The 23066-nt window shown below is 60.5% G+C and carries 16 protein-coding genes, 1 tRNA gene and 1 pseudogene; 4 read left to right on the top strand and 14 right to left on the bottom strand.

The window, feature by feature from the left end:
* Positions 1–413: pseudogene (locus HGP14_RS33765) on the top strand (hypothetical protein); the annotation flags it as partial.
* Positions 414–704: 291 nt separating this feature from the next.
* Here HGP14_RS33765 and HGP14_RS33760 read toward each other — a convergent pair.
* The 13 genes from HGP14_RS33760 to HGP14_RS33700 all read right to left on the bottom strand — a co-directional run bounded on the left by HGP14_RS33760 (position 705) and on the right by HGP14_RS33700 (position 17141).
* Positions 705–1727, bottom strand: coding sequence for a HupE/UreJ family protein (locus tag HGP14_RS33760; RefSeq protein ID WP_168834143.1), 1023 nt, complete (start codon positions 1725–1727; stop codon positions 705–707).
* Positions 1724–2698: a peptidyl-prolyl cis-trans isomerase gene (locus tag HGP14_RS33755; protein ID WP_168834142.1), complete on the bottom strand. Its 975-nt coding sequence runs from the start codon at positions 2696–2698 to the stop codon at positions 1724–1726. The genes HGP14_RS33760 and HGP14_RS33755 overlap by 4 nt, the downstream gene beginning before the upstream one ends.
* Before the next feature lie 7 nt (positions 2699–2705).
* Positions 2706–3908 carry a hypothetical protein gene (locus HGP14_RS33750; RefSeq protein ID WP_168834141.1) on the bottom strand — a complete coding sequence of 401 codons (1203 nt, stop codon included), beginning with the start codon at positions 3906–3908 and terminating at the stop codon, positions 2706–2708.
* A 48-nt stretch (positions 3909–3956) separates the two neighbouring features.
* The gene (locus HGP14_RS33745; protein WP_246704744.1) at positions 3957–6194 is read right to left on the bottom strand and encodes a DUF3604 domain-containing protein; all 2238 of its coding nucleotides are present in this window, start codon (positions 6192–6194) and stop codon (positions 3957–3959) included.
* 344 nt (positions 6195–6538) lie between these two features.
* The gene (locus tag HGP14_RS33740; protein ID WP_168834140.1) at positions 6539–7306 is read right to left on the bottom strand and encodes a DUF4239 domain-containing protein; all 768 of its coding nucleotides are present in this window, start codon (positions 7304–7306) and stop codon (positions 6539–6541) included.
* Positions 7307–7677: 371 nt separating this feature from the next.
* Positions 7678–8478: a hypothetical protein gene (locus HGP14_RS33735; RefSeq protein WP_168834139.1), complete on the bottom strand. Its 801-nt coding sequence runs from the start codon at positions 8476–8478 to the stop codon at positions 7678–7680.
* 42 nt (positions 8479–8520) lie between these two features.
* Complete coding sequence (locus HGP14_RS33730; protein WP_409527121.1) at positions 8521–9849, bottom strand: alpha/beta hydrolase; 1329 nt, start codon at positions 9847–9849, stop codon at positions 8521–8523.
* A gap of 753 nt (positions 9850–10602) precedes the next feature.
* Positions 10603–11499 (bottom strand): carbohydrate kinase family protein, encoded by an 897-nt coding sequence (locus HGP14_RS33725; protein ID WP_168834145.1) that lies wholly within the window; start codon positions 11497–11499, stop codon positions 10603–10605.
* Complete coding sequence (locus HGP14_RS33720) at positions 11499–12539, bottom strand: ABC transporter ATP-binding protein (protein WP_168834138.1); 1041 nt, start codon at positions 12537–12539, stop codon at positions 11499–11501. Before HGP14_RS33720 ends, HGP14_RS33725 begins: the two co-directional genes overlap by 1 nt.
* The gene (gene argH / locus HGP14_RS33715) at positions 12539–14053 is read right to left on the bottom strand and encodes an argininosuccinate lyase (protein WP_168834137.1); all 1515 of its coding nucleotides are present in this window, start codon (positions 14051–14053) and stop codon (positions 12539–12541) included. Before argH ends, HGP14_RS33720 begins: the two co-directional genes overlap by 1 nt.
* 5 nt (positions 14054–14058) lie before the next feature.
* Positions 14059–14913, bottom strand: coding sequence for a carbohydrate ABC transporter permease (locus tag HGP14_RS33710; protein ID WP_168834136.1), 855 nt, complete (start codon positions 14911–14913; stop codon positions 14059–14061).
* Entirely contained in the window at positions 14910–15845 is a 936-nt protein-coding gene (locus HGP14_RS33705; RefSeq protein WP_168834135.1) for a carbohydrate ABC transporter permease, read from the bottom strand. The genes HGP14_RS33710 and HGP14_RS33705 overlap by 4 nt, the downstream gene beginning before the upstream one ends.
* 30 nt (positions 15846–15875) lie before the next feature.
* Positions 15876–17141, bottom strand: a complete 1266-nt coding sequence (locus tag HGP14_RS33700) for an extracellular solute-binding protein (protein WP_205927447.1) — start codon at positions 17139–17141, stop codon at positions 15876–15878.
* Between the two features lie 269 nt (positions 17142–17410).
* Here HGP14_RS33700 and HGP14_RS33695 point away from each other — a divergent pair, with 269 nt between their 5' ends.
* From HGP14_RS33695 to HGP14_RS33685, 3 genes are all read left to right on the top strand, one after another.
* A complete protein-coding gene (locus HGP14_RS33695) occupies positions 17411–18637 on the top strand; it encodes an ROK family protein (protein ID WP_168834133.1) in 1227 nt (408 codons plus the stop codon).
* A gap of 19 nt (positions 18638–18656) precedes the next feature.
* A complete protein-coding gene (locus HGP14_RS33690) occupies positions 18657–21059 on the top strand; it encodes a PIG-L family deacetylase (protein ID WP_168834132.1) in 2403 nt (800 codons plus the stop codon).
* Between the two features lie 77 nt (positions 21060–21136).
* Entirely contained in the window at positions 21137–21976 is an 840-nt protein-coding gene (locus tag HGP14_RS33685) for a DMT family transporter (protein WP_168834144.1), read from the top strand.
* 964 nt (positions 21977–22940) lie between these two features.
* Here the strand turns inward: HGP14_RS33685 and HGP14_RS33680 are convergent.
* A tRNA-Met gene (locus HGP14_RS33680) sits at positions 22941–23017 on the bottom strand.
* Between the last annotated feature and the right edge of the window lie 49 nt (positions 23018–23066).

The following is a 23066-nucleotide window of genomic DNA, read 5'->3' as shown; positions in this document are numbered from 1 at the left end:
TCGCCGGTGAGTACGGCTTGCGGCTGGCGATGTCCGGAAGATGGCAATCCGGCTGCGAGCTGGTGTCCAGCGCCGTCAACAAGAACGCCGGCCCCAAGGGATATTACGAGGTCGGCATGGCCTTGTGCGCCTTCATGAGGAACGACATTCAGGCCGCCGAACTGTGGTCCCGCATGTCCGATCTGCAATATAATCCCATGCATCGCCTCGTGCTCCTGTCGATCCTCGGCGCCGCCGGAAAGACGGCCGACGCCAAGCAGCAGCAGGATTGGCTGGAGGTCCACGCACCCGAGCTGATGCGCAACATCCGCCGGGAAATCGCGCTTCGCCTGCAACGGCCGGAAGATCAGCAGAAACTCTTCAGCGGCCTGCGCGCCCTGGGCATCGCCATCGACCCCGCACCAGCGCAGTGAGGACCGCTAGCCTCAAACGCAAAAGCCCGCCTAAGCGGCGGGCTTTTTGGCTATGGTCGTTGTGCTTGGTTGCGGGGGCCTGACCACACCGAGACTTTTAAAATCAAGAACCCGTCGGATCGCGTGTGCGAGAACCATTTCTGCTTTGTGGGCCAGAAGGAATCCACGGCATCTCGTAACATTTCAAGTCGCGCCGATCTTGGTTGAAGTCAGATGACGCAATCTGATGACGCTTTCGATCGGACATATGACAGTGCGGATAGTTTGCCCTACCGCCGATCGGATGGATGCCTAAAATGCCATAATACGCTCTACGAACCAAAACGATGCCATCGTGCCGATTACATAGGTCGCTGCAAAAAACGCACCGCGACCGACATACGGAGCCCAGTTCACCTTCCGTACCAGGCCAACCGCAAAGATCACGATCGCAATGAACATCAACTGCCCGATCTCTACGCCGACATTGAAGAACAGCAGGGCGAGCGGGATGTCCCCGGCTGGCAACGCCAGGTCTGACAGCGCACCAGCGAAGCCGAGCCCATGCAACAGACCGAAAGCAAACGCGACCATCCATGGCCGTTGCGCCGTGAGACTGGCCTGGCCCTTCTGAATACGGACCATCTCACCGGCAAGCAGGAGGATGCTGAAGGCTATCGCCGCCTCCACAGGTGGTCCGGGAATATGCACGAAACCGAGTGTGGCAAGGGTCAGCGTGATCGAATGAGCTGCCGTGAACGCTGTCACGGTCAGCAGCAGTGCCCGCCAGCTACGTGCGATGAACATCAATGCGAGGACAAACAACAGGTGGTCATAGCCAAGCAGGATATGTTCGATGCCGTGCATGACAAACGTCTTGGCCACATCGAGGCGCGCCGGCCGGGCAGCGATCTCGACCCACGGCTGAGAGGGCCGGACCATGCTGGTCGAGACGGAGCCGTCCATCAGATGGACCCGGACCAACACATCGGTAATGGTTGCCTGAAGGCCGACGAACTCGACCCGCTTGCCCGAAAGTCCGTCTTCGGTCTCGATGACCCGCGATTCAACCAGCGAATCTGGCAGGTTGCGCTCGGCTGGCACCGTCACGTTGCGCACACTGTCCGGAAACCGCAATACGACCGGCAGGCGCATGCCGGACAGCATGGGCGTTCGCCACGTGACAGTGTAACGGCTGGGACTCGATTGTGCGATCTCGAGATGGGCGGGCCTTATCTCGTGGGCAGCGGCGTTCGACATGAACGCCATTACCGCCAGGATACCGCTGAAGAGTAAGGGCCAGAGCAACAAGGGCAGCAGCATCCGGCGGCTCATTGCGCGGAGACCTCGAGCTGATCGTTGGATCCGGCAGGCATTTGCAGGCCCAGCAAATCATCCGGAACAACGGAGGGCAGGATCACCACGTAGCGGGAACGCATTTCCTGAAACGCGGTCCGCTTGACCTCGTTGTAGCGCTCGTCCATCCATGCTGTTTTGACAGCAGGGGCGACCTCCTCGAAGGCCGGAACGCGCCCGGCCTCGATCGAACCGATCCAAACCAGATGCCAGCCATAGCCGGACTGAACAGGCCCTTGCCACGATCCTGATTTCAGGTTGAACAGCGCCTTGGCAAATTCAGGCCCGAACTCCTTTGCCATTTGGTCGGGCGTTGCGTCGCCATAATAGTTCCGGAACATGAACGGGTCGGCGATTGACGCGACCTCCGGCGAATCCGCAGGCTTGCCGGATACGGCACTGATAGCGGCCGCAGCAACCTCGCGGGTAGCCTCGCCGTGTTTGTCGAACGAGAAATACAAATGGCGGAAGCTCACATGCGGCGAGAGCGCGAAGCGCTCAGAGTTCTTCGAATACCATTCCTTGAGTTCGGCATTGCTCGGCTCATCGAGCGCAGCAAGGTCCGCAGCCAGGAAGTCCATTTTTTGCGCCAGCCTTCGCTTGATAATCTGGTCGTCACGATCGAGACCAAGGGCGACGGCCTCGCGGAATAGGATCTCCTCCGTGACTTTCTCATCCATGAGAGAACGTAACTGATCCAGTGTCGGTGGTGGCCGCCCTTGCGCAAGCCATGTCACCGCAAGCTGACGGACATCATCCTTCGTCAGTTCGATTTTCTTCGGGTCGACGCTTTCTTCCGGTTCGGGGCTGACGAGGCGATAGGCTCCAAACAGAACAACACCCACGATGACGAAGTGCAGGAGCGGCTCGCCGAGAAACCGCTGCCATTTCGTTTTCGGGGCGTAGTGTCCGCCACCCGAAGGCTCCGGCGCGATTGGCAGCAGTTTCATCGGACACCTATTCGTGTTGTTCGGCGACGGGCCGCAACCCCGCTTGGGCGGCAGTAAGTGGGCTGCGCTGGAGATAACTCAGGATTGCAAACTGTTCGGCGGGATCCTTGACCGCTTTCGCCCGGATGACGGCAATATAGTCCGCGGTTGCGTCCCAGGCCTCCCAATCGGCCAGTTCCATGGCCACGAAGCCTGCCATCGGATTGCGCGCCTTGATGAAGTAACGATAGGCCTCGATCACCCTTGCACGCGGCACCGCACCTTTTGCGCCGCCATGGACACTGAGCGCGAGCAAGGCGGCCTGGATCTCAGGCAGAGTGCGCTGTCGGTCGGCGAAGTACGTTTGTTCAATCCATTTTACGCGTGAAGCGCCGCGCAATTCCAGATCAGCAGCAAGCATGGCCGAAAGGTTGGTCGTATCCCGCGTTCTCAGGGCTTCGTCGATCTGCCGCTCGAGCTCCGTCGCGCTGTCCGGACCGCCCGCTATGCCTAGTAACAGCGTATATGCCGCACGCCGGGACGCCAGTTTCGGATCATTGGTCCAGGTCGCGATCTTCGCAGCGTCAAGCTGGGGCTTGAGAAGTCGGATTGCGCCGTAGGGAGCCCGCACGAGTTCCCCGTATGCGATCTCGGCGACGAGCGGTTCAGTGCTTTCGAGTTGCGGCGCGACAACCCCAACGCGCTCACGCCATTCCTCGTCCGTCAGGTACGACGATGCAAGCGTCAATTGCGGCCAGATTCTCTTCGGGCGCCCCTCACCGCTGCGCTTCGTCTCCGCGAGCCGTCGCAGCCATTCGGCATAGTTGACGCGCATCGCCCCGAGGCTCATCCACCTCTCAGACACCTTATCACGAAGAAGCAAGAGGGGTTTTTCGTCCAGCGTCGTGGGTGCCTCATCGTCGACGGTCAGACCGTCTATAGACATCACTGCCTCAGAGGCTTGGGCCGACAGGCCGGGCTGAACTATGAGGTCGCCTACAGCTCCATCCCCCTTCACAATTTCGACAATGCGGAACTGTCCCGGGCCGCTGGCTAAAGGAGCAGCCAAAACGGCCTCGTCTGCAGCGTCGAGCTTTTGTCCCGGAGTTACCAGAAGCCCAGAGAAACAGATCGCACAGGCCTGGGCTTCGCCGACAAAAGCGAGCATCGACCAGCAGAGGCTGAAAAGCAGCCGGACCGACGTTTGGCTGAACATCGACTTCGTTGCCATTCGGTCAACCTCCGTTGGATGTCCCGACCATGGAACCGCGCCACCGCATCAGAAAGGCGCTTTCTGTTGTGTCAACGGATCGAGAGTCTGTGGTGTCGGCACGACCTCGTAGTTCGCGTAGCCGAACTCGTTGCTACGCGCGGCGTAATATTTATCGCCGAGCTTGTAGACGGTCGCCTCGTACGGCGCATTACCCAAGGTGGTCACGATGACCCCGTCCTTAATGGCGTAAGCTGTGCCGGATCCCGTCAGGCCACCATGCAACACATCACCTATCTCGCTAGGCTTCGGTATTGCTCCGTTGACGTTGGCGACGAGCCGTTGGCCGGAGGCGGTCCATGTGATGTTGAAGACTTCGCCGGTCACGTTGTTCCTAACCCAGCTAGACTTGCCTACGACAAGGTCGGTGAGTGCCGCGTCATCCAGCGCCGAAGCCCCCTGCTGCTTCAGATCGGCAACCGTGACGCCTTTTTTTGCGGCGGCCCTTAGTTCCTGGGTGGGCGTGTACCAGATCGGAGAACTCCACGCCCGCTCCTGGATCGTCGCCGCGACGTTGTCGGGAGGCGCTATGCCAAGTTCCTTTGCCTGGATCGTGGTCCAGCGTGGCGTCGGGATCTCCAGGGTGCGCAGATAATAGAACGCGTCGAGGCTCGGGTCGAATTCAGGATCGGTCCAGGCCCCCTTCAACTCGACCGAGCCGATTGTGTTGGTGTAGCTGGCTTCGGAGATGTTCACGGTGCTTCCGATTGGCGGGACGATGCCGCTGAAGGCATCAGGCGTACGGTCTCCAGCCCAGGCGACGTCGAAGACCTTCTCGAAGCTTTGTCCGTGCTTTGTCCAGCCCTTGACGATCTGGATACGGTCGAGGTTGCCGGACGTCGGATCCTTCACTGCCCAAACGGCAAATGACGGCGCTTTGGCCTCTCCGAGCGGCGGTAGGTCTCCGCCCATCGGGACGCCGCTTGCGTAGGCCGCCTTAATCCAATCCGGCTTGCCCACGTCAACTACGTTGGGACTGCCAAAGAACCGGACCTTGATATGCGGACCGCTCGTGGCGAAGGTTTCCTTCCGCTGCATGGCATCGAATAGCGAAGCGCGGGTGTTTTCTTCGGCCCAAACTCCGGTCAGTCCAGCGGGGTTCTCAAGCCTGACATCGAGGCCTGCAAACACGTAGCCCGACATGCGCTGCTTGATCTCGCCATCATTGCGCGCATGGCCACCGTAGAAATTGTCCTGACGATAGGGCACGCCTGTGTTGTGAGAGTCCGATCCGCCCACAAAGCCTGTCTTGTAGGGATTGTAGCCCCGCGCCTCCATCATCGAGAGGCCGTCCTTGAGAGCCTGGCGTATGTAGCTTCCGGAGATCGTCGGGAAGCGGCCTGCGGGATCACCGAGCAGATAGGTCAGAATTTCGAAATTGGCAAACTCGTCGTTTGGTGAAAGCGTCGGATGGGTTTCCGACGCTCCCTTGATCTGCTTGATCTCGCTCAGCCGTTCATTGCGGTCACGCGATGCTGCCCAGGCAGCATCGATGGGACGGCCTTTCTCATCGATGTCCGTCGGAAACATATGACCGTCGGAGAGATTGGCATTGTGAGAAATCGCCAGAAGCTCGCTGCCTGCCTTGCGCTGGCCATCCATCCAATTCCAAAGGTCCGACGGATCGCTTGAATCAATCGAGCTATAAGGTACCTCCGGAACCTTGGCGCAGTCGCGGAAGAAGACATTGCGGTGCATATTGCGGTTATTCGGCGTCGAGGTCCACTCGTAGGAACAGAAGGCCGTGAATTTGCCAGGTTCGTTCGCCTGATCGGCGATATCGACGTTCTGCTTCCAGACGGAGCCGGCGACCTGAGGGGATATCAGTTCCTCGATCGGCTTCTTATCGACAATCGTACCTCCTAGCCAGAGGTAGATGCGCGTAATATCCGCCGGATCCTTCACGATCAGCTTCTGCGCGATCGGAAGCTTGCTGATCGCGGAACCCGCCGTGTTCGCAAGCGCGACGGTCCCGACATATTCGGAATGGTCGGTGACGCCCATCCAGTCGAGCGGCGTATCGATCTTGATGTCGTAGCCAAGCGGATGCTTTATGGTCTCTCCCTTGGCATACCTGTATGCATCTGCCGGCGTGCTCTTGGTGTTTCCGAAGATGTAGGCGTCGAACGACCAACCGGTGTGGACGTGCGTTTCGCCGAAATAGGCCTGCCTCTCCTGAGCGGCAGCGGACGTCGCAGCGCAGGCCAGCATGGTAGAGGCGAACAAGTAGGCTTTCCCCGTAGACATGCGCATCGTCCTCATCTCCGTCTGATTAAGGTGATTACTTCACGAGGCCAAGTTTGATCAGTTGCCTCCTGCGGTTGTCGGTTGCCGCGGGATGGCTGGGATCGACGGGGCGCTTCTTGGTAGAGGAACGTAAGGAGCATTGCGCCACCGAATGCAGAAGCCTAATTGACCCACGAAAATCCAATCCCGAGCAGAATTCAGCTATCTATGCATCGTGTCGTGATGGCGCAGGCTTCATAGGTGCATGTATCGACGGCGTCGCCTCGTCGCGACATCCGTAATTCGTCGATGATCGCCAAAAGCGAACGACAATCAACGTATGTTACGGTAACAAACGTCGGCAACTACGCCCCCGTGTGCGCACTTAATCGGCTGAGCGCATTCCGCAACGGTTCCTCGGAAACTTGGATGACCCCGAGGTAGGGATGAGCCATGTCGATGATTAGGAATACCGCACCTCCTACAGACAGCGCGCAGACGATCAGCATGCAGACAACGGTGCTGTTGACCGGCGAGAGCAGACCGAATGTGAAGAACAGCAGTGCGAGCCAGAACGCCAGAATGACCAGGAAGGCAATAGGCAGGCTCTCGCCGTCACTCTCGACCACAAGCCAGTGGGCCTCGGCAATGTCCCCGCTGACTTCTATGGCGCGGGCTTGCAGCAAACGTTGGGCGTCAGTGCCGGGCTTCAGTGATCTCAATTGGTCCTGGATAGGCTCAATGCTGATCTCATCGCGGCTCTGATGGCCCGCGCCATCAGCGGCGGCAGGCCAGTTGATTTGCAACCGCGATTCCACGAGTTGTGAAAGCAGTCGCCTAGCCTCCGCCGTTTCCGGGCCGTAGTGAATCATGACACGGTCGAGGAGAAGCACTCTCGCCGTCGATGTTCGAAGCTCGGTTTCAGCATCGTCGAAAGTCGTCTTTGCAGAAGCTATCAGGAACCCAAGCGCCAGTGCCGAAAGCGTGCCGACGACAGCCGTCGCGAGTTTGATTACATCCCGAGAGTCAACGCTGAGATGATGCTGCGGCAGCCGGAACCGCATGAGCATTCCGAACCCGGCCGCCGCACCGAGACAAACGAAGACCATTCCGCCAATTGCCAGTGCGCTCATACAGTTGGTCCACAGCTATTTATGACGCAATCCCGATATTGCGACCTAGCCGTCACATGACAAGGTGGTCAGGGCACGGAAAACGACAGCGTATTTAACAGTAACATACAGTAGACCGACGATGGACAGCCAATCGATCTATTAAATTCTGCCATCAGATCGTTGGAAACAATGCCGCATCATCCGAGCGGACTTGATCGTTGCTTCGAGCTCGTTCGTCAATGCCTCAAACAGCTCGACATACTGGGCGCAACGCGACGGGGTCGTCGGATTTTTGCGAGCATTCAGCCTCGCCCTTGGCCTCCGCAAAATCGCGGATGGAACATCCGGTCGAATTCGAGTTCGAAGCAAACCGCGCCTTGATCGCGTGGCTAGAACTTTATCGCGAGCCCGAGGATCGGGCCTTGCTGGACAGCGTCGAAAACGAAGCCATCATCGCTATAATCAACTCCGAGCGCTCGATATCCGGCAATGGCTGAAATCCAGTTGTTGAAATCGTAGCCGACGCCCAAGGCGACGTCCCAGTCGATGTCGGCTCCGCCGCCGCCGACCAGTCCCCATCCGGTCAGATAGACCTCCGGCGTGAAGAAATATTTCCCGCGAAAGCCGGCCACACCATCGGCCCATGTGGCGCTGTCGCTGACATCCCGGCCGTTGAGCAGGCCGCCATTAAACGAAAGTTCCGTGTCAACCGACCAGACCCTAATACCGCCGACGATATCGAGATTCCCCGACGGGCCCTCGAGGAGCGAATAGCCGGCGCCAAGAAGCCCGGCAAACGTCTTCGCGGTGACATCGACATCATTCGCCAATACGCCAAACGGCGTTTCGCCATTGGCAGACAGCTTCGTGTAGATGACATCGCCGATGACACTGAAACGGTCGTATCGGGCTTCGCCCGCCGCCATGAACGCGAAATCGAGATTGTCCAGAATGTCGCCGAAATCGGCATCGATGTGCACTGTGGGAAGCCCGAACTGTGCCGTATCACCCGATAGCCCGGCCATCCAGAAATACGGAGCGATTGAGAACGTCCAGCCATCCGCGGCTTCGGCAGGCTTTGGATCCTGCGTCAGGAGAGGCGATACATCGGCCGCCTGTACCCCCGTGGACGCCAATGCCGCCAGGGTCAGCGAGAACCCAAGCTTCAGGTATGTCTGCGCCATCGTCATCAACTTCTCCTTCATCTGGGGCCACTGGCCCTCCGCCCATCATCACTGCGTCGCGGCACACGCTCGTCCCTGCGATGCCGCTCCGCTCGAACTGCACTTCGGTGCCGCCCTTTGCTGCCCGCTCGTCTGCCCGGTCATGCTAGCCAAGTGATCGGCGTAGTGGGCTCGGGTATCCGGATCCACTGCCGCAACCGGGGCCGCGAGAATGAGACCTGCCGCACTGCCAGCGGCTGCAGCCACTCCAGTCGTTCCGGCAATAAGCTGGTCCCCGACACCCATCCTGCTGTCGGTCAGTGTCTGGCCTTCGGAAATGCGCGTGCCGATGAGCTGGACGATCTCTGGAGATTCCGCGAACTTGCTATGGTGAAGACTGTCGCCGGCCTTCACCTTGGTGAGGTCGATCACGGCGATCTTGTTGGCTTCGAGTTCCTCCTTGTAGGGAGCCTGCTCCGGATCGATCGATCCAAGCCGGGGGATGTCGCCCCAGATCCTGCGCGAGAAGGCAAGCGCGCGATCATCGCGCGACACGAACAATGTAAAGCGGGGATGCTGCTTGCCCATGTCCGCAATCTCCGAGCGGAACACGTCCACGTCGACGTCCGGAGCGGCAAGCATCACGTTCTTGAATTTTGGTGGCAGCCCGCCGTTGCGTATCGCCATTTGGCGCAAGCCTTCGAGGGCCAGCCAGTTGCCCATCGAATGCGCAAGGATGGAGACTTCCTTTATCTCTTTATCGTTCGCCAGATACTGAAACAGTTTTTCCAGGGCGTTGCGCGTATAGTTGGTGCTTTCGCGATCGTATCCATAGGCGAGCAGGCTGCCCCGCGATGGCCATGTCACTAGAATGGGCGCGCTGTGGACGCCTGAATCGTGGACGATCTGCGCAAATCGGTAGACGGAGTCCTCGAACCGGTTGTTGAACCCATGGATGAACACGAACGCGCTGTGATCAGGGCTCTTGCGGACGGCGGCGTTAAGCCAGGTCTTTGCCTGCTCTATACTGATCTCGTCTGCCTTCAGGGTTGCGAAATCAGTCGCCGGGTTTGACGGAAGCCGTTTCGGCCACGCGACGTCGCCGACCTTGCGCACGCCTGCAGGTGGTATTGAAACGGTGATGTCGGCAAAGGCTGGAGCAAGGGCTCTTTCGCCCGTGAACATCTCGCCGCGATTGGTGGAGAGCGCCCGCGTCGTCGCAATCAGCATGTTCACGCGGCTGGAGCCGGGCGAGGAGTCCGCAACAGGCACCAACACATCCTTTGGATGTCCGCCGCATCCGGAAGACAAAACGAGCGTGGCGCAAAGAATGACCCGCCGGCACCGTTGAAAAAACGAAGTCGAACGGTATTTATAGACGCCATGCGGAATGCTCACTGCACTTCCCCTCGCGATCCCCGAAGCACATCTAAACCGTTCTGCTCGATTTTTGCAAATGTCCGATCAAATTGTTACAACCGCGACCGATATTCACAGCATCCTAATCCTACGTATGAGATAACAATTTCGGTATTGTCCTTTAGGAAAGCGCGACGGCAGTAGTATTTCGTCTGGGAATTCAGAACGTCCCCAATGAATAAGCGGAACGAACATCGCCAATCGGCGAGAGCATCTAAAAACTCGCGCAAGCCGGCGGTTAGGTGCGCTTTTTTTGGTATCGATGACTGGTTGCGGGCCCTGGCCTCGGTTTTCTGTCCGGCTTCGTCGGCTTTGCCTTGCTGCGCCCCTTGACGCGTCGTTGACCGCGACCTGGAACCCAAAAGCCCGCCTAAGCGGCGGGCTTTTGGATATGATAGTTGTGCTTGGTTGCGGGGGCTGGTTGCACGGAGACTTGTAATAGCGTTTTGATAGAATACGAACCGCATTACAAAAAGAGCCAGCCGCCCGTACTTCACGATGCCGCTAATTCCTTACCGGCTTGCCTAACAAAGCCTGCGCCTTCTCAACCAGTGGATACGATTCGGCATGGCCAGCGTTGCTGGATCGAGCGCCGATCCATCATGGATGAGCCCCGTGACGGCGCCAGTGGCCATACTCGCAGGGCATAATCTTCAAGGCTCGAACAACAGTCCAATCCAACGGATGTTCTCGCCGGCGCGACCGTATCGCTGCCAATGGCGACGCCATAGCCTAGTCGTTCGTGGTTAGAAGTTTGGCGCCTCCGGGCGCCTGCACTGCTAGGCTACCGAAACGGATGCCGGCCGTGAGACAGGCTTCCTCCGCTGCACCGTTCAGCCAGGCATTGATGAAGCCGGCATTGAATGCGTCACCAGCGCCGGTCGTATCGATGACAGGCACGGTTTCGGCAGGCGCATGCAGCAGCCTGCCCTTTGATACAAGCCACGCGCCACGGTCCCCGCCCTTCAGCGCCACGGTCGGGAATGCGAGCGACAGTTTGCGGATTGCCACCTGCGGGTCGGATGAGCCGGTGATCGCTTCCGCCTCTTCCAGATTGGGCAGGAACAGATCGATACCGGCGCAGGCTCGCAGCAGGCTGGGGTCGTAGATCAGCGTCGCATCCCAGCTCGGGTCAAGCGAAACGGTCAGGCCCTTTTCCTTGGCGCGGGAAACGAGGTCGGGGATTTCATGCAGCGTCGCATATTCGGCGATATGCAGGTGCCGCGCCTCGTCCCAGTCGAGCGCCGCGTCCAGCGTCGCCGGCAAGGCAGGGCCGGCGCGGCGCGTGAGAAAAGCGCGATCCTGGCCGACGACGGCGGCGACCGTCACCTGCGGGCCGGCATCCTGCGCATGTTCCACGAACCGAAGATCGACGCCGCTCTCACACACCTGTTCCTCGACGCTTGCTGAAAGCGAGTCCCTGCCGAGCCGCGAGACGAGGGCGACCTTCCGCCTGGCATGCGCCAGATGCGCCGCAGCGATGAATGCGCCGCCGCCGGCCGCGATCTCCATGCCCTCGGCAAAGGTTTCCCGCCCCAGCACCGGCAGATGGCCGAGGCCCGTGAAAATCAGGTCGCAGTAGACCCGCCCGATGCTGAGCACCGCGGATCTTGTCTCGGCATGCATCATCATGAACGGCCCAAAAACTTCTCTGTCCTGGCGTCGAAGAGATAGAGGTTGCCGGGCGCTGCTTCGCAGGTTAGCCGGCGGCCGACTGCCGGCACGAATTTCTCCCGCGCAGTCGCGATCATCGAGGTGTCGGCGATGTCGAGATGCACCAGTGTTTCCGGCCCCAGCGGCTCGACCGCGGTGACCGTTCCGGTGACGACAAATCCGTTGCCACTCGCCGTATCCTTGTGCGCAACCAAGTCGTGCGGCCGGACCCCGATCAACAGGTCGCCAGCGGTCGCGGTCTCGACGCCCGAACCGTTCCGCTTGCCGCGCATCAGGTTCATCGAAGGACTGCCGATGAAGCGAGCGGTGAACACGTCCACCGGGCTTTCATAGAGCTCGGACGGGGTGCCGACCTGCAGGATATGGCCGTCTCTCATCACAACGATCCGGTCAGCCATGGTCATGGCCTCGATCTGGTCGTGGGTGACGTAGACCGTCGTGGTCTTCAGCCGCTGGTGCAGGCGCTTGATCTCGATGCGCATCTGCGAGCGCAGCTGGGCATCGAGGTTCGAGAGCGGCTCGTCGAACAGGAAGGCGGAGGGATCGCGCACCATGGCGCGGCCGATCGCGACGCGCTGGCGCTGGCCACCGGAAAGGGCGGCCGGTCGGCGATCCAGCAGGGCTTCGAGGCCGAGTACCTTGCCGGCTTCCTCGATCCGCTTGTCCTTCTCCGCCTTGCTGAGCTTGGAGGTGTAGAGGCCGAAGCCGATGTTCTGGCGCACCGTCATGTGCGGGTAGATCGCGTAGTTCTGGAACACCATCGCGATGTTGCGCTGTTTCGGCTCGCGCTCGTTGACCACGCTGCTGCCGATTTTCAGCGTTCCACCGGAGATTTCCTCAAGGCCCGCGATCATGCGCAGCGTCGTCGACTTGCCGCAGCCGGAAGGGCCGACGAAGACGACGAACTCGCCGTCGGCGATCGACAGGTCGATGCCCTTGACGGCTTCGACCTTGCCATAGCGCTTGACGATTTTTTCCAGCTCGATCGTCGCCATCAGCGGGCTCCCGTAAGCGCGGTGAATTTTTCCGTAAGTTCGGCGGCAGCCGCCGCCTCGTGCTCGGCAGCCTTTTTGGCGTCGGCTTGGAATGCGGCGAGCTTGTCGCGGTAGCTCGCAAGCGCTGCCTCCATCGGCTCCGGCGCGGGACCGCCGAAGCGGCCGCGCACGGCGACGAAATGCTCCGGCGAGACGATCTCCTTGAACTTGGCGAGATCGACCGAGGGCTTTCGGCCGCTCAGGTGTTCGAATGCCTTCAGGAACGGCTCGTAGCCGTTATCCGTCAGGCTGCCCTTGTCGGCGACGACGCTCTTTGCCGTCGCGGCTGCGATTTCATGCGCCTCGCGGAAGGACAGGCCTTCGATCCGCACCAGCGAGTCGGCAAGCTCGGTGATGGTGATGCAGGAGCGGCGGATGTTCTGATCCACCCGCTCCGGATCGATGCTGATCTGGCCGATGAGGGCGGCCAGCAGGTCGAGCACGCGCGAAGCCGAGGCGAACGCTTCGTATCCCATGCCCTGCGTCTCGCCCTCGCTGTCGTTCATGTCGGTGAACGGCGTGTTGTGCATCACGTCGAGCACAGTCCGCGCCCGGCCCATCGTCTGGCTGGCGAGATGGCGCAGATGCTCGATCGGCACCGGATTGCGCTTCTGCGGCATGATCGAGGAAATCTGCACGAGTGCGTTCGGCACGTAGATCTGGCCGACTTCGAAGCTCGTCCAGAACTGGAAGTCCTGGATGAGACGGCCAAGATGCAGGAACATCAGCTCGATCGCCGAATAGGTGGAGGTCGTGTAGTCGACCGAGGCGATGCAGCTATAAGAATTTCTGAGCGGGCCTGAGAAACCGAGGAGATGCGCGACGCGGGCCCGGTCGATCGGGAAGCCGGACGTGGTGATCGCGGCCGCCCCCATGGGCGACAGATCGACGATCTTCCGGGCTTCCGCGAAGCGCTCCATGTCACGGATCAGGATTTCGATCGCCGCCGAGAGATAGTGGCCGAAGGTCGTCGGCTGGGCCGGCTGGCCATGCGTATAGGCGACGATCAGCGTGGATTTCTGGCGGTCGGCAGCATCGATCATCGCGGCGAGCAGCTTTCGCGCCTTTTCCATCAACGCATCGATCTTTTCCTTCAGGCCGAGCTTGAAGAGCGTATGGTCGATGTCGTTGCGAGAGCGGGCAGTGTGCAGACGGCCGGCGATATCGACGCCAATGCGGGCTTTCAACTCCTTCTCGATCAGGAAGAAGAAGTCTTCCACTTCGCCGCTATAGACGAGCGCCGAGGGATCGATTTCCTTGTCGATCGCGACCAGGGCTCTGGCGATCTTGCCCGCCAGCTCGGGGTCGAGAATCCCTGTTTCCACCAGCATCACGAGATGGGCTCGGTCGATCTTCCGGAAACCGTCGACGTGATGGTTCTTGGCGCCATCGAAAAGCGGGCGCAGAACGGTCTCCTTGTAGACCGGATCGGGAAACTTGCTGGTGTCGGAAAGGCGCGGGTTGATATCGGCCATGGCAATTATCCTTTCAGACCCGCCAGCATCACACCGCGGACGATGTAGCGCTGCAGGACGATAAAGACGAGGAGCGTGGGAATGGTCGCGAGCGCTGCGCCCGTCATGATCATTTCCCACTGGATGGACTGCTCGACCGCGAAACTCGAAAGCCCGACCGGCAGCGTGTAGAGTTCCTTGCTCGTGGTGACGATGAGCGGCCAGAAGAAGGCCGTCCAGTTGCCGAGGAAGGTGAAGATCGCGAGCGCCGAAAGCGCCGGCGTGACGAGCGGCAGCGCCACCTTCCACCAGATCTGGAATTCGTTGAGGCCGTCCACGCGGGCCGCCTCGAGGAAATCGTTCGGCACGGTTTCGAAGAACTGCTTCATCAGGAAGGTGCCGAAGGCCGTCATCATGCCGGGGAACATGATACCCCAATAGCTGTCCAGCCAGCCGAGCTGGCTCGACATCAGATACCAAGGGATGACCAGCATCTCGGTCGGGATCATCAGCGTCGAGAGGATCGCCAGGAAGACGAAATAGCGGCCGCGGAACTCGAATTTGGCAAGCGTATAGCCGACCAGGCTGTCGAAGAAGCAGTTGGAGAGCGTGACGATTATCGCGACCAGCATGGAGTTGAAGAACCAGCGCATGAAGCGCCCGTCCGCCAGCACCTTGATATAGTTCTCGATCGTCGGGGCTGTCGGGATAAGCCGCAGGTCATAGACCTGGTCCGCCGTCTTGAACGAGGTCGAGAACATGAAGAGCAGCGGCGAGATCATCATCAGGCCGCCGATGAAGAGCAGCGTCCAGGCTATGATCCGGCCGGGGCGAATATTGGCCTTGTAGAGCGGAGAGGGCAGAGTTGCAGCGTCGCTCATTTCTTTTCCCTCAGGATCCAAAGCTGCAGCAGCGAGACGATCAGCAGGATGGTGAAGAGCACCACGGTCTGCGCCGCGGCGTAACCCATGGCATAGGAGTTGAAGGCGGTCTGATAGATCATCAGCACCAGAGGCTTGGTCGAGCCGAGCGGCCCGCCGGGATCGTTGGTGGTCATGTTATAGACCTGGTCAAAGATGCGCAGAAATCCGATCGACGAGAAGACCACGAGGAAGACCGTCGTGGGTTTCAACAACCGCAGGGTGATCTTGCGCAGGATCGCCCATTCGCCGAGCCCGTCGATGCGCGCCGCCTCGTAGAACGTGTTCGGAATGGCGCGCAGTCCAGCCATGAAGATGATGATCTGAAAGCCGAGGCCGGCCCAGATGGCGGTGATCATGATCGAATAGAGCGCCTGGTCCGTCGAACGGATGAACGGCTGCTGCGGAATGCCGATCATGGCAAGTACGTCGTTGATGATGCCGATCGGCGGCGGCTGATAAAACCAGCGCCAGACCCAGGCCATCGCCGCGGCGGTGGTCAGGAACGGCAGAAAATAGAGCGCCCGGATGAAATTGTGCATGAAGCGCACGCGATCCAGGAAATAGGCGATGGTAAAAGCCAGCACGAGGCTCACCGGCGTGCCGACGATCAGATAGGCGAAAGTGTTCCTGAACACCTTCCAGAACTGCGGGTCCTTGTAGAGTTTGATGTAGTTGGCGAACCACACGAGCTTCGGCGGCCGAACCAGATCCCAGTTGGTAAGCGACAGGTAGAAGGCCTGAAAGGTCGGATAGAAGCGGATGATCGCGTAGAACAGGATCGGGACCGCCAGGAAACTCCAGACCCAGAGGAGCCGCTTCGTCCGCATGGACAAGCCACTACCGGAATTGGGGCGGCCGGGCGCCGCCCCCTGTTGTTCAACCGCTGCCATGGACAGCTCCACTTGACTGGATCATAAGGATTACGGCTTGGCCGCGTCGATCATTTCCTGCTCGGCTTCAGCAGCCTGAGCGAGCGAATCCTTGGTCGACTGGCCTTCGAGCAGCACGCGGTTGACCATGTCGATCGCGTTCTGGCGCTGGCCGAGCTCATCCTTGAAGAGCGTCGTATGGGCATATTCCAGGCCCTTCAGGAACGGCGAATAGATCGGGTCCTTCAGGTTGGCATCCGTGAGCGCCGCGGAGCGCAGCGCCGGCAGTTCGCCGACCGTCTTCAGCCAGATCGCCATGGCTTCCGGCGAGGTGAGGTAGGCCAGGAACTTCTTGGAGGCTTCCAATTCCTCGCCCTTGGTCTTGGAGCTGATGCCGTTGGCGAAGTAGCTCGCATAGTTGGAGCGGACGCCCTGGGCATTGGCCGGCAGTTCCGTGACGCCCCATTCGAAATCCTTGATCGAAGAGAAGGCGCCGAGGCGGAAAGTGCCGTCGATCGTCATGCCGGCCTTGCCGCCGCGGAAGGCTGCCTGGCCTTCATCCATGAAGCCGGCCTTGCCGATCTTCTTTTCAAGCTGCAGGCTGGTGTAGAAGTTGAGCGCCTTGAGGCCCGCCTCGTCGTTATAGTTGACCTTGGTGTCGCCGTCCTTGTAGGGCTCGCCGCCGAACTGGCGGATCAGCACTTCGCGCCACCACTGGTGGTCCTGACCGGCCATGTCGAGCGTCGAGCCGGCAACGACGATATTGCCTGCGCCATCGACCTTGGCGATCTTTTGGCCGGCGGCGACGAATTCGTCGAGCGTCTTCGGCGGGCTGTTCGGATCAAGGCCGGCTTCCTTGAAGAGCTTCTTGTTGTAGAACAGCGCCAACGAGCGCACGGCGGTAGGCAGGCCGTAATACTCGCCATCGCGCTTCATCGCGGTGACGATCGGGAAGAAGTCCTTCTCGATCTTATCCTGCGGGAAAGCGTCCTTCGGCAGCGGTTGCAGGATGCCGCCGGCAACGAACTTGTCGAGCCAGCCGTAGAAGAGCTGCATGACGTCAGGCGCGTTGCCGGCCATGTTGGCGGCGATCACGCGGGTCTGGTAGTCGGCATAAGGGAAGGTGACCTGCTTGACGGTAATGTCCGGATTGGCCTTCTGAAACTCGGCGATCAACTGGTCCATCGCCTTCACACGCGTGTCGAAAACATACTGCCAGTATTCGATTTCGACCGCCTGTGCACTGTTGAACGCGAACGCGCTGAAACCGGCGAGCAGACCGGCGAACAAAGTTGCCTTACGCATGTGAGCCTCCATTTGCCCCGCCGGGTCTCCCGGTCTTGGGGTCTGATTGTTCCCTTGCATCCGCCCGCGCTGTTCGGCGGTCCGGTGCGTTTTTTGTTTGCGGAAGAAGGAAGTTGCCCGGCCCCTCCCGTCCGAAGCGCTGATGGCCGCTGGGCCTCATCACTATTCCTTACGCTTTCCTGTAGGGGCCGGTTTGTCAATAAGATAATTTACTTGAATTATTATATTGCGGGGAAGCGCTTTCCGGCGTTATGAATTCCCGGCAAACGGAACTCACCGAGATGACGATACACACGATCGGCACGTACCCGGTGGCCATCGGGAAGAATCCCGAACGAAGCCGTGACCACAACCGGCGCGTCGTACTGGATGTGGTGCGCAGGCATGGTTCACTAGGTCGCGCCCACATTGCCAAACTCACCCATCTCACATCCCAGGCCGTCGCCAACATCGTCGACGAGCTGGTCGGAGAAGGGCTTTTGATGGAGATGGGTCGCCTGCGTTCGGGCCGTGGCCAACCGCCGATCCAGTTCGCGGTCAACCCCGAAGGCGCCGCGACCATCGGCGTAGAGATCGCCGCCGATCACATGGTCACGGTGGCCCTCGATCTGTCGGGCAGGCTTCGGGCGAAGCGGATCACCTCTCTCAGGAAGACGGCGCCGGACTACATTCTCTCGGCATTTACGTCGGAGCTTTCCGCCGTCGAGAAGTCCGTCGGCGCCCGGCTGCTCGGCACGGGTGTCGTGATGCCCGGCCCGTTTGAGATCGACGGCATGACCTCGGTCGGTCCGACGACCTTGCCCGGATGGGCCGGCATCGACGCTGCTCAGGCGCTGAGCGAGGCCTGCGGTCACACGGTGGTTGTGGAAAACGACGCAACGGCGGCGGCCGTCGGCGAGCGCCTGTTCGGCGCCGGCCTGACCATCTCGAACTTCTGCATGATCTATTTCGGCGTCGGCGTCGGTCTCGGCATCATCCAGGACGGCGTGCCCTACCGCGGCGCCTTCGGCAATGCTGGCGAAATCGGCCATGTGACTGTCGTGCCGAAAGGCCGTGCCTGTCCCTCCTGCGGCCAGCTTGGCTGCCTGGAAGGCTATGCTTCCGTCTATGTGTTGAAGGAAAAACTCGCTTGCGCCGGCATCACGGATAGTGAGTTCGGCGATCTTGAACGGCTGCACAGGGCCGAAGATCCGGTCGCCGAGGAATGGATCGACGAGGCGGCGACCTATCTCGGGCCGATGGTCGCGATGCTGGAAAACATTCTCGACCCGCAGACGGTCATCCTCGGCGGCGCGCTGCCGGATGCGATCATCGACGATATCATAATCCGAATGGGCAATTTGCCGACCTCGGTCGCAAGCCGAAGGCAGCGCGATCTGCCGCGCGTCCTGCGCGGCAAAACCGGCCAATTGACGGCAGCGCTTGGCGCGGCGTCCCTGCCGTTTTTCGACATCGTGACGCCCAAGCTCGAAACCTCGCTTGCGGCCGCTGCCGGTGTCCCTGCATGAGCTATGGGGAGAGAATTTCATGCTGACAGCCCGCGAACGCATCGAACGGCAGATGGCGGATCCGTCGCTCATCCGCCTGCACCGCAAGCTTTCGCGGCTGAAATCGACCGTCACCATGATGAATACCGGTGCCCATCCGGACGACGAGCGCAACGAAATGCTCGCCTGGTTCCGCCTCGGCCTCGGCATGCGAGTCATCATAGCCTGCTCGACGCGCGGCGAGGGTGGCCAGAATGCACTCGGTCCGGAACGTCTCGGTCCGCTCGGCGTTCTGCGCTCCCGCGAGCTGGAGGCGGCGGCCCACACGATCGATTCGGACATTACCTGGCTCGGCCACGGCCCCGCCGATCCGGTGCACGACTTCGGCTTTTCCAAGGACGGCGACGCGACATTCACCCGCTGGGGCGAGGCCCGTGTCGTGGAGCGTCTGGTGCGCGCCTATCGGATGGAGCGGCCGGACATCGTCATTCCGACCTTCCTCGACGTACCTGGCCAGCACGGCCATCACCGCGCCATGACCCGCGCCGCCGAAACGGCGATTGGCCTCGCTGCTGATCCCAAGGCCTATCCCGAACATTTCACCAAAGGCCTGAAGCCCTGGAGGGTCACCAAATACTACCTGCCGGCCTGGTCTGGCGGCGGCAGCACCTATGATGACGAGGTCCCACCGCCAGACGCAACCGTAACGGTTCTGGCCGAGGGCCGCGAGCCGGCGACCGGCGCCGAATACGGTCGCATCGGCGAATGGTCGCGCTACTACCATGCCTCGCAGGGCATGGGGCATTGGCCGAAGCAGGCACAGAAGGCCTGGCCGCTACACCTGAAGCTTTCCGCCGCAGGCTCCAATATGGAGCAATCCGTTCTCGAGGGCCTGTCCGCTTCGCTGACCGCGCTCGCCGAATTTCCCGGCCTGCCCGCCAATGTCGCCGCGGCTCTGCGATCAGCAGACAGCGCGATCGCCGTGGCGATCTCGGCTTTCCCGGATCGCGATGCGATCGTCGAAGCGCTGACCGAAGCTGCATGCTGGCTCGATATCGTGGCCTCCTCTGCGCCGGAAGAGTTCATGGCCCTGCACGGCCACCGGCTGGTCCGAAAGCAGGCGGAAGTCGATGCGGCGATCCTCGATGCGGCGGCGATCTTCGAAAGCGCCTATGCCGATCCTTCCGTCATTTCACCGGGTGGCGCTGCAACGCTCACCGTCGAACTCGGAGAGGGTGCTTCCGGCCGCAAGGTGGAGGTTCTGCCGGTCCTTCCGGAATGCGTCTCCTCCTCCATCCGGTCACTTGCCCATGAACGCATCTTCGCACTGACCGCCGCGTCCGACGCTCCGCTGACGGGCCTCTATCTGCCCGGCTGGTCAGCGCTTGGCGGCAATGGCCACGCGCATGTGAACGTTTCTGCAGAGATCGGTGGCCGCACTGTCTCCGGCACCTATGATCTCGCTGAACCCTTCGCCGTCGCGCCGGCACAGTCGTTGACCCTGCTGCCCGATGCCTTGCTCGTTCCGCTCGGCTCCAAGCAGACCGAATGGGCAATCAAGGCTGATATCAGCGGCGCGAACGCACCGGTCTCCTTCAAGACGCCCGTCGGCTGGACGATGAAAAAGAGTGACGGCGGCTGGATCGCGTGCTCAACGGGCGCAGCCCAATCGGGGCTGATCGAAATCGAGCCGCAGATCGACGGCCGCCCGGCCTTCGAGGTCACGCCGATCTCCTACCGCCATGTCGGCCGCGCCAGCTTCCGGGCTCCGGCGACGCTGAAAATCCTGTCGCTCGACCTGAAATTTCCGGAAGGCGCACGCGTTGGTTATGTCGGCGGCGGCGCCGACCGGGTCGGCCTGTGGCTCACCCGCATGGGCCTCGACGTCACCGCACTCGATGCGGCCGCGCTCTCCGGCGATCTGTCGCGCTTTTCCACCATCGTCGTCGGTATCTTCGCATTCGGCATCCGCAAGGATCTCGCCGCCGCGGCCGAGCGCCTGCATCGCTTCGTGGAGAATGGCGGCCATCTCGTAACCCTCTACCACCGCCCAAGCGATGGCTGGGATCCAATGGAAACGCCGGTACGCCGCATCGAGATCGGCTCGCCGTCGCTGCGCTGGCGCGTCACCGATCCGCGTTCGGAAGTCACCGTGCTTGCACCGGATCATATCCTCCTCAAGGGTCCGAACGTCATTTGCCCCGAAGACTGGCAGGGATGGGACAAGGAGCGCGGCCTCTATTTCGCTTCTCGCTGGGATGATGCTTACGAGCCGCTTCTCGCCGTGCACGATCCCGACGAGCAGCCCCTCAAGGGTGCGTTGATCTCCGCCGCAATCGGCAAGGGGCGGCATACCCATACCAGCCTCGTGCTGCATCACCAGATGGACAAGCTGGTGCCCGGCGCCTTCCGGCTGATGGCCAACCTCGTGCAGGCGGCGTGAGCGTCGACGTCGCGCCAGCGACGGGAGCCACGCGGCCGGCAAACGCCCGCATCGCGATCGGCTGGCTGCTGCTCGACATGGTGCTTGTTTCCGGCGGCATGACAGCGCTGGTGAAGGCACAAGGTGCGAGCTATCCGGCCTTCCAGCTCGTGTTCATCCGGGCGATGATCGGGCTTCTTTTCATCCTGCCGCTGATCTGGCATCACCGGGTGGAGGTGTCGCGTATCAAGCATCCCTGGCGCAATATCTTCCGCATTTCCTGCAATGCGGTGGCGCTGACCAGCAATTTCCTCGCCATCACCATGCTGCCGCTCGCCACGGTAAATGCGGTTGGTTTCTCTCGGCCGCTCGTCACCATGGCAATGGCGGTCGTCATGCTCGGCGAGACGGTCAGCGGCGTCCGCTGGGTCGGTGCGGCCCTTGCCTTCGTCGGCGTGCTGATCGTGATGGCGCCGGGCACGTCGAGTTTCGATGCCGGGGTGCTGGTCGTGCTCATATCCGTCATCTTCGGCTCTTTGGCGATCATTCAGACCCGCGCGCTAAAGGACGAAAACACGACCGTAATGATGGTCTTCTATACCGTCGGGCTTGCCGTGATCACCGCCATCCCCGCCGCCTTCACCTGGCAGCCGGTCGCAACCTTGGACTGGCTGCCACTCCTCGGCATCGGTTTTCTGGCGCAGATCGGGCAATATTGCTTCCTCCGGGCCTATCGCATCGCCGATGCGAGCGTGCTGGCGCCGGTCGGCTACCTGTCGATCGTCTGCGTAACCATCACCGGCTACATCTTCTTTGACGAGGTCCCGCAAGTTCGCGTCGTTATCGGAGTCATCGTCATCCTTGTGGCGCTGCAAGGGGCAGCCTGGCTCGAACGCCGGAGGCTAAGCAAGCTTCGAATGAAGCAACTCGAAAGCTAGTCTCTCAGCTATTCCGCGACTTCTCACCGGAAACCCTCCGTTATATTGCTCCGCAATGGAGGTAGTCCGCATGCTATTTCAGATGAAGCGTGTCCGGACGCGGAACCTATCCGGGAGTCCTTGAAGTATCGGACTGCCAAAATGACGTCGGAAATAGGACATTGCGGCGACCGAGCTCGAAATAAGTCGAGCAACCACGTACCGCCTTGTAAGGCTGTTTCGGGCAGGTGGGACGGTCATGTCTCTGGTCGACTGCAAGCGTGGTCGAGCATAGGGTCACCAGGTGCTGGATGACAGGCGGGAAGAGATCATCCGAACGACGATGGAAATATACTACCTGATGCAAAACCGTCCGACAGTTTCACATTTGGTCCGGTAGGTGCAAACGAACTGTATCTCGGTCAGACTCAGGCATTACATCGCCGAATGATCAAAGCTCGTCTCGAAGACATCGACCAGCAGTAGCGCGTCAAACGACGCTGTGGGACCAGATCTATCCGGACACGGTTATTGAAGATCGTCGACACACTACTGCTTTATCTACGCAAGCGGACACCACAATGAAGCAGCCCTTCATCAACAAGACTGCCGCCCGTTAACCGGCGTCGCTGGCGGTTCACGGATGAATTGCGAGCATTCTCGCTGGGATGGAAGGGACAACGATGCTTGAAGCGCCGTTTCGTTGTTCACTCCCGTCACGATTATCTTGAGCGGTTTGAGGCTGGTGAAGTTGACATGGTGCAGAAACAAAAAAAGCTCCTCGACGCATATCCGGAGGAGCTTTCTATGAAGCAACCTGAATGGAATTGCTTGCAAGTCTCGCTTGGTTGCGGTTGCCGGATTTGAGCCTGCGGCCTTCAGGTTATGGTGAGCTTTGCGAACGACGAGCTACCATCGCCAGCGAAGATGAAGTCTTCGCGCCGGCGATAGCCGGGTCCTGCGGTATTTCGAGATCGGGAAGATTTGGTTGCGGGGGCAGGATTTGAACCTGCGGCCTTCAGGTTATGAGCCTGACGAGCTACCGGGCTGCTCCACCCCGCGTCCAGCGCAAATCCCTTTGGGATTTGTCGCGGTTGCGTAAAGCGCCTTT

This window comes from Rhizobium sp. P32RR-XVIII, from assembly GCF_012641395.1.
Lineage (GTDB): Bacteria > Pseudomonadota > Alphaproteobacteria > Rhizobiales > Rhizobiaceae > Rhizobium.
Note: the sequence above shows the minus strand (reverse complement) of the source record. Positions and strands in the feature narration are given on the sequence as shown.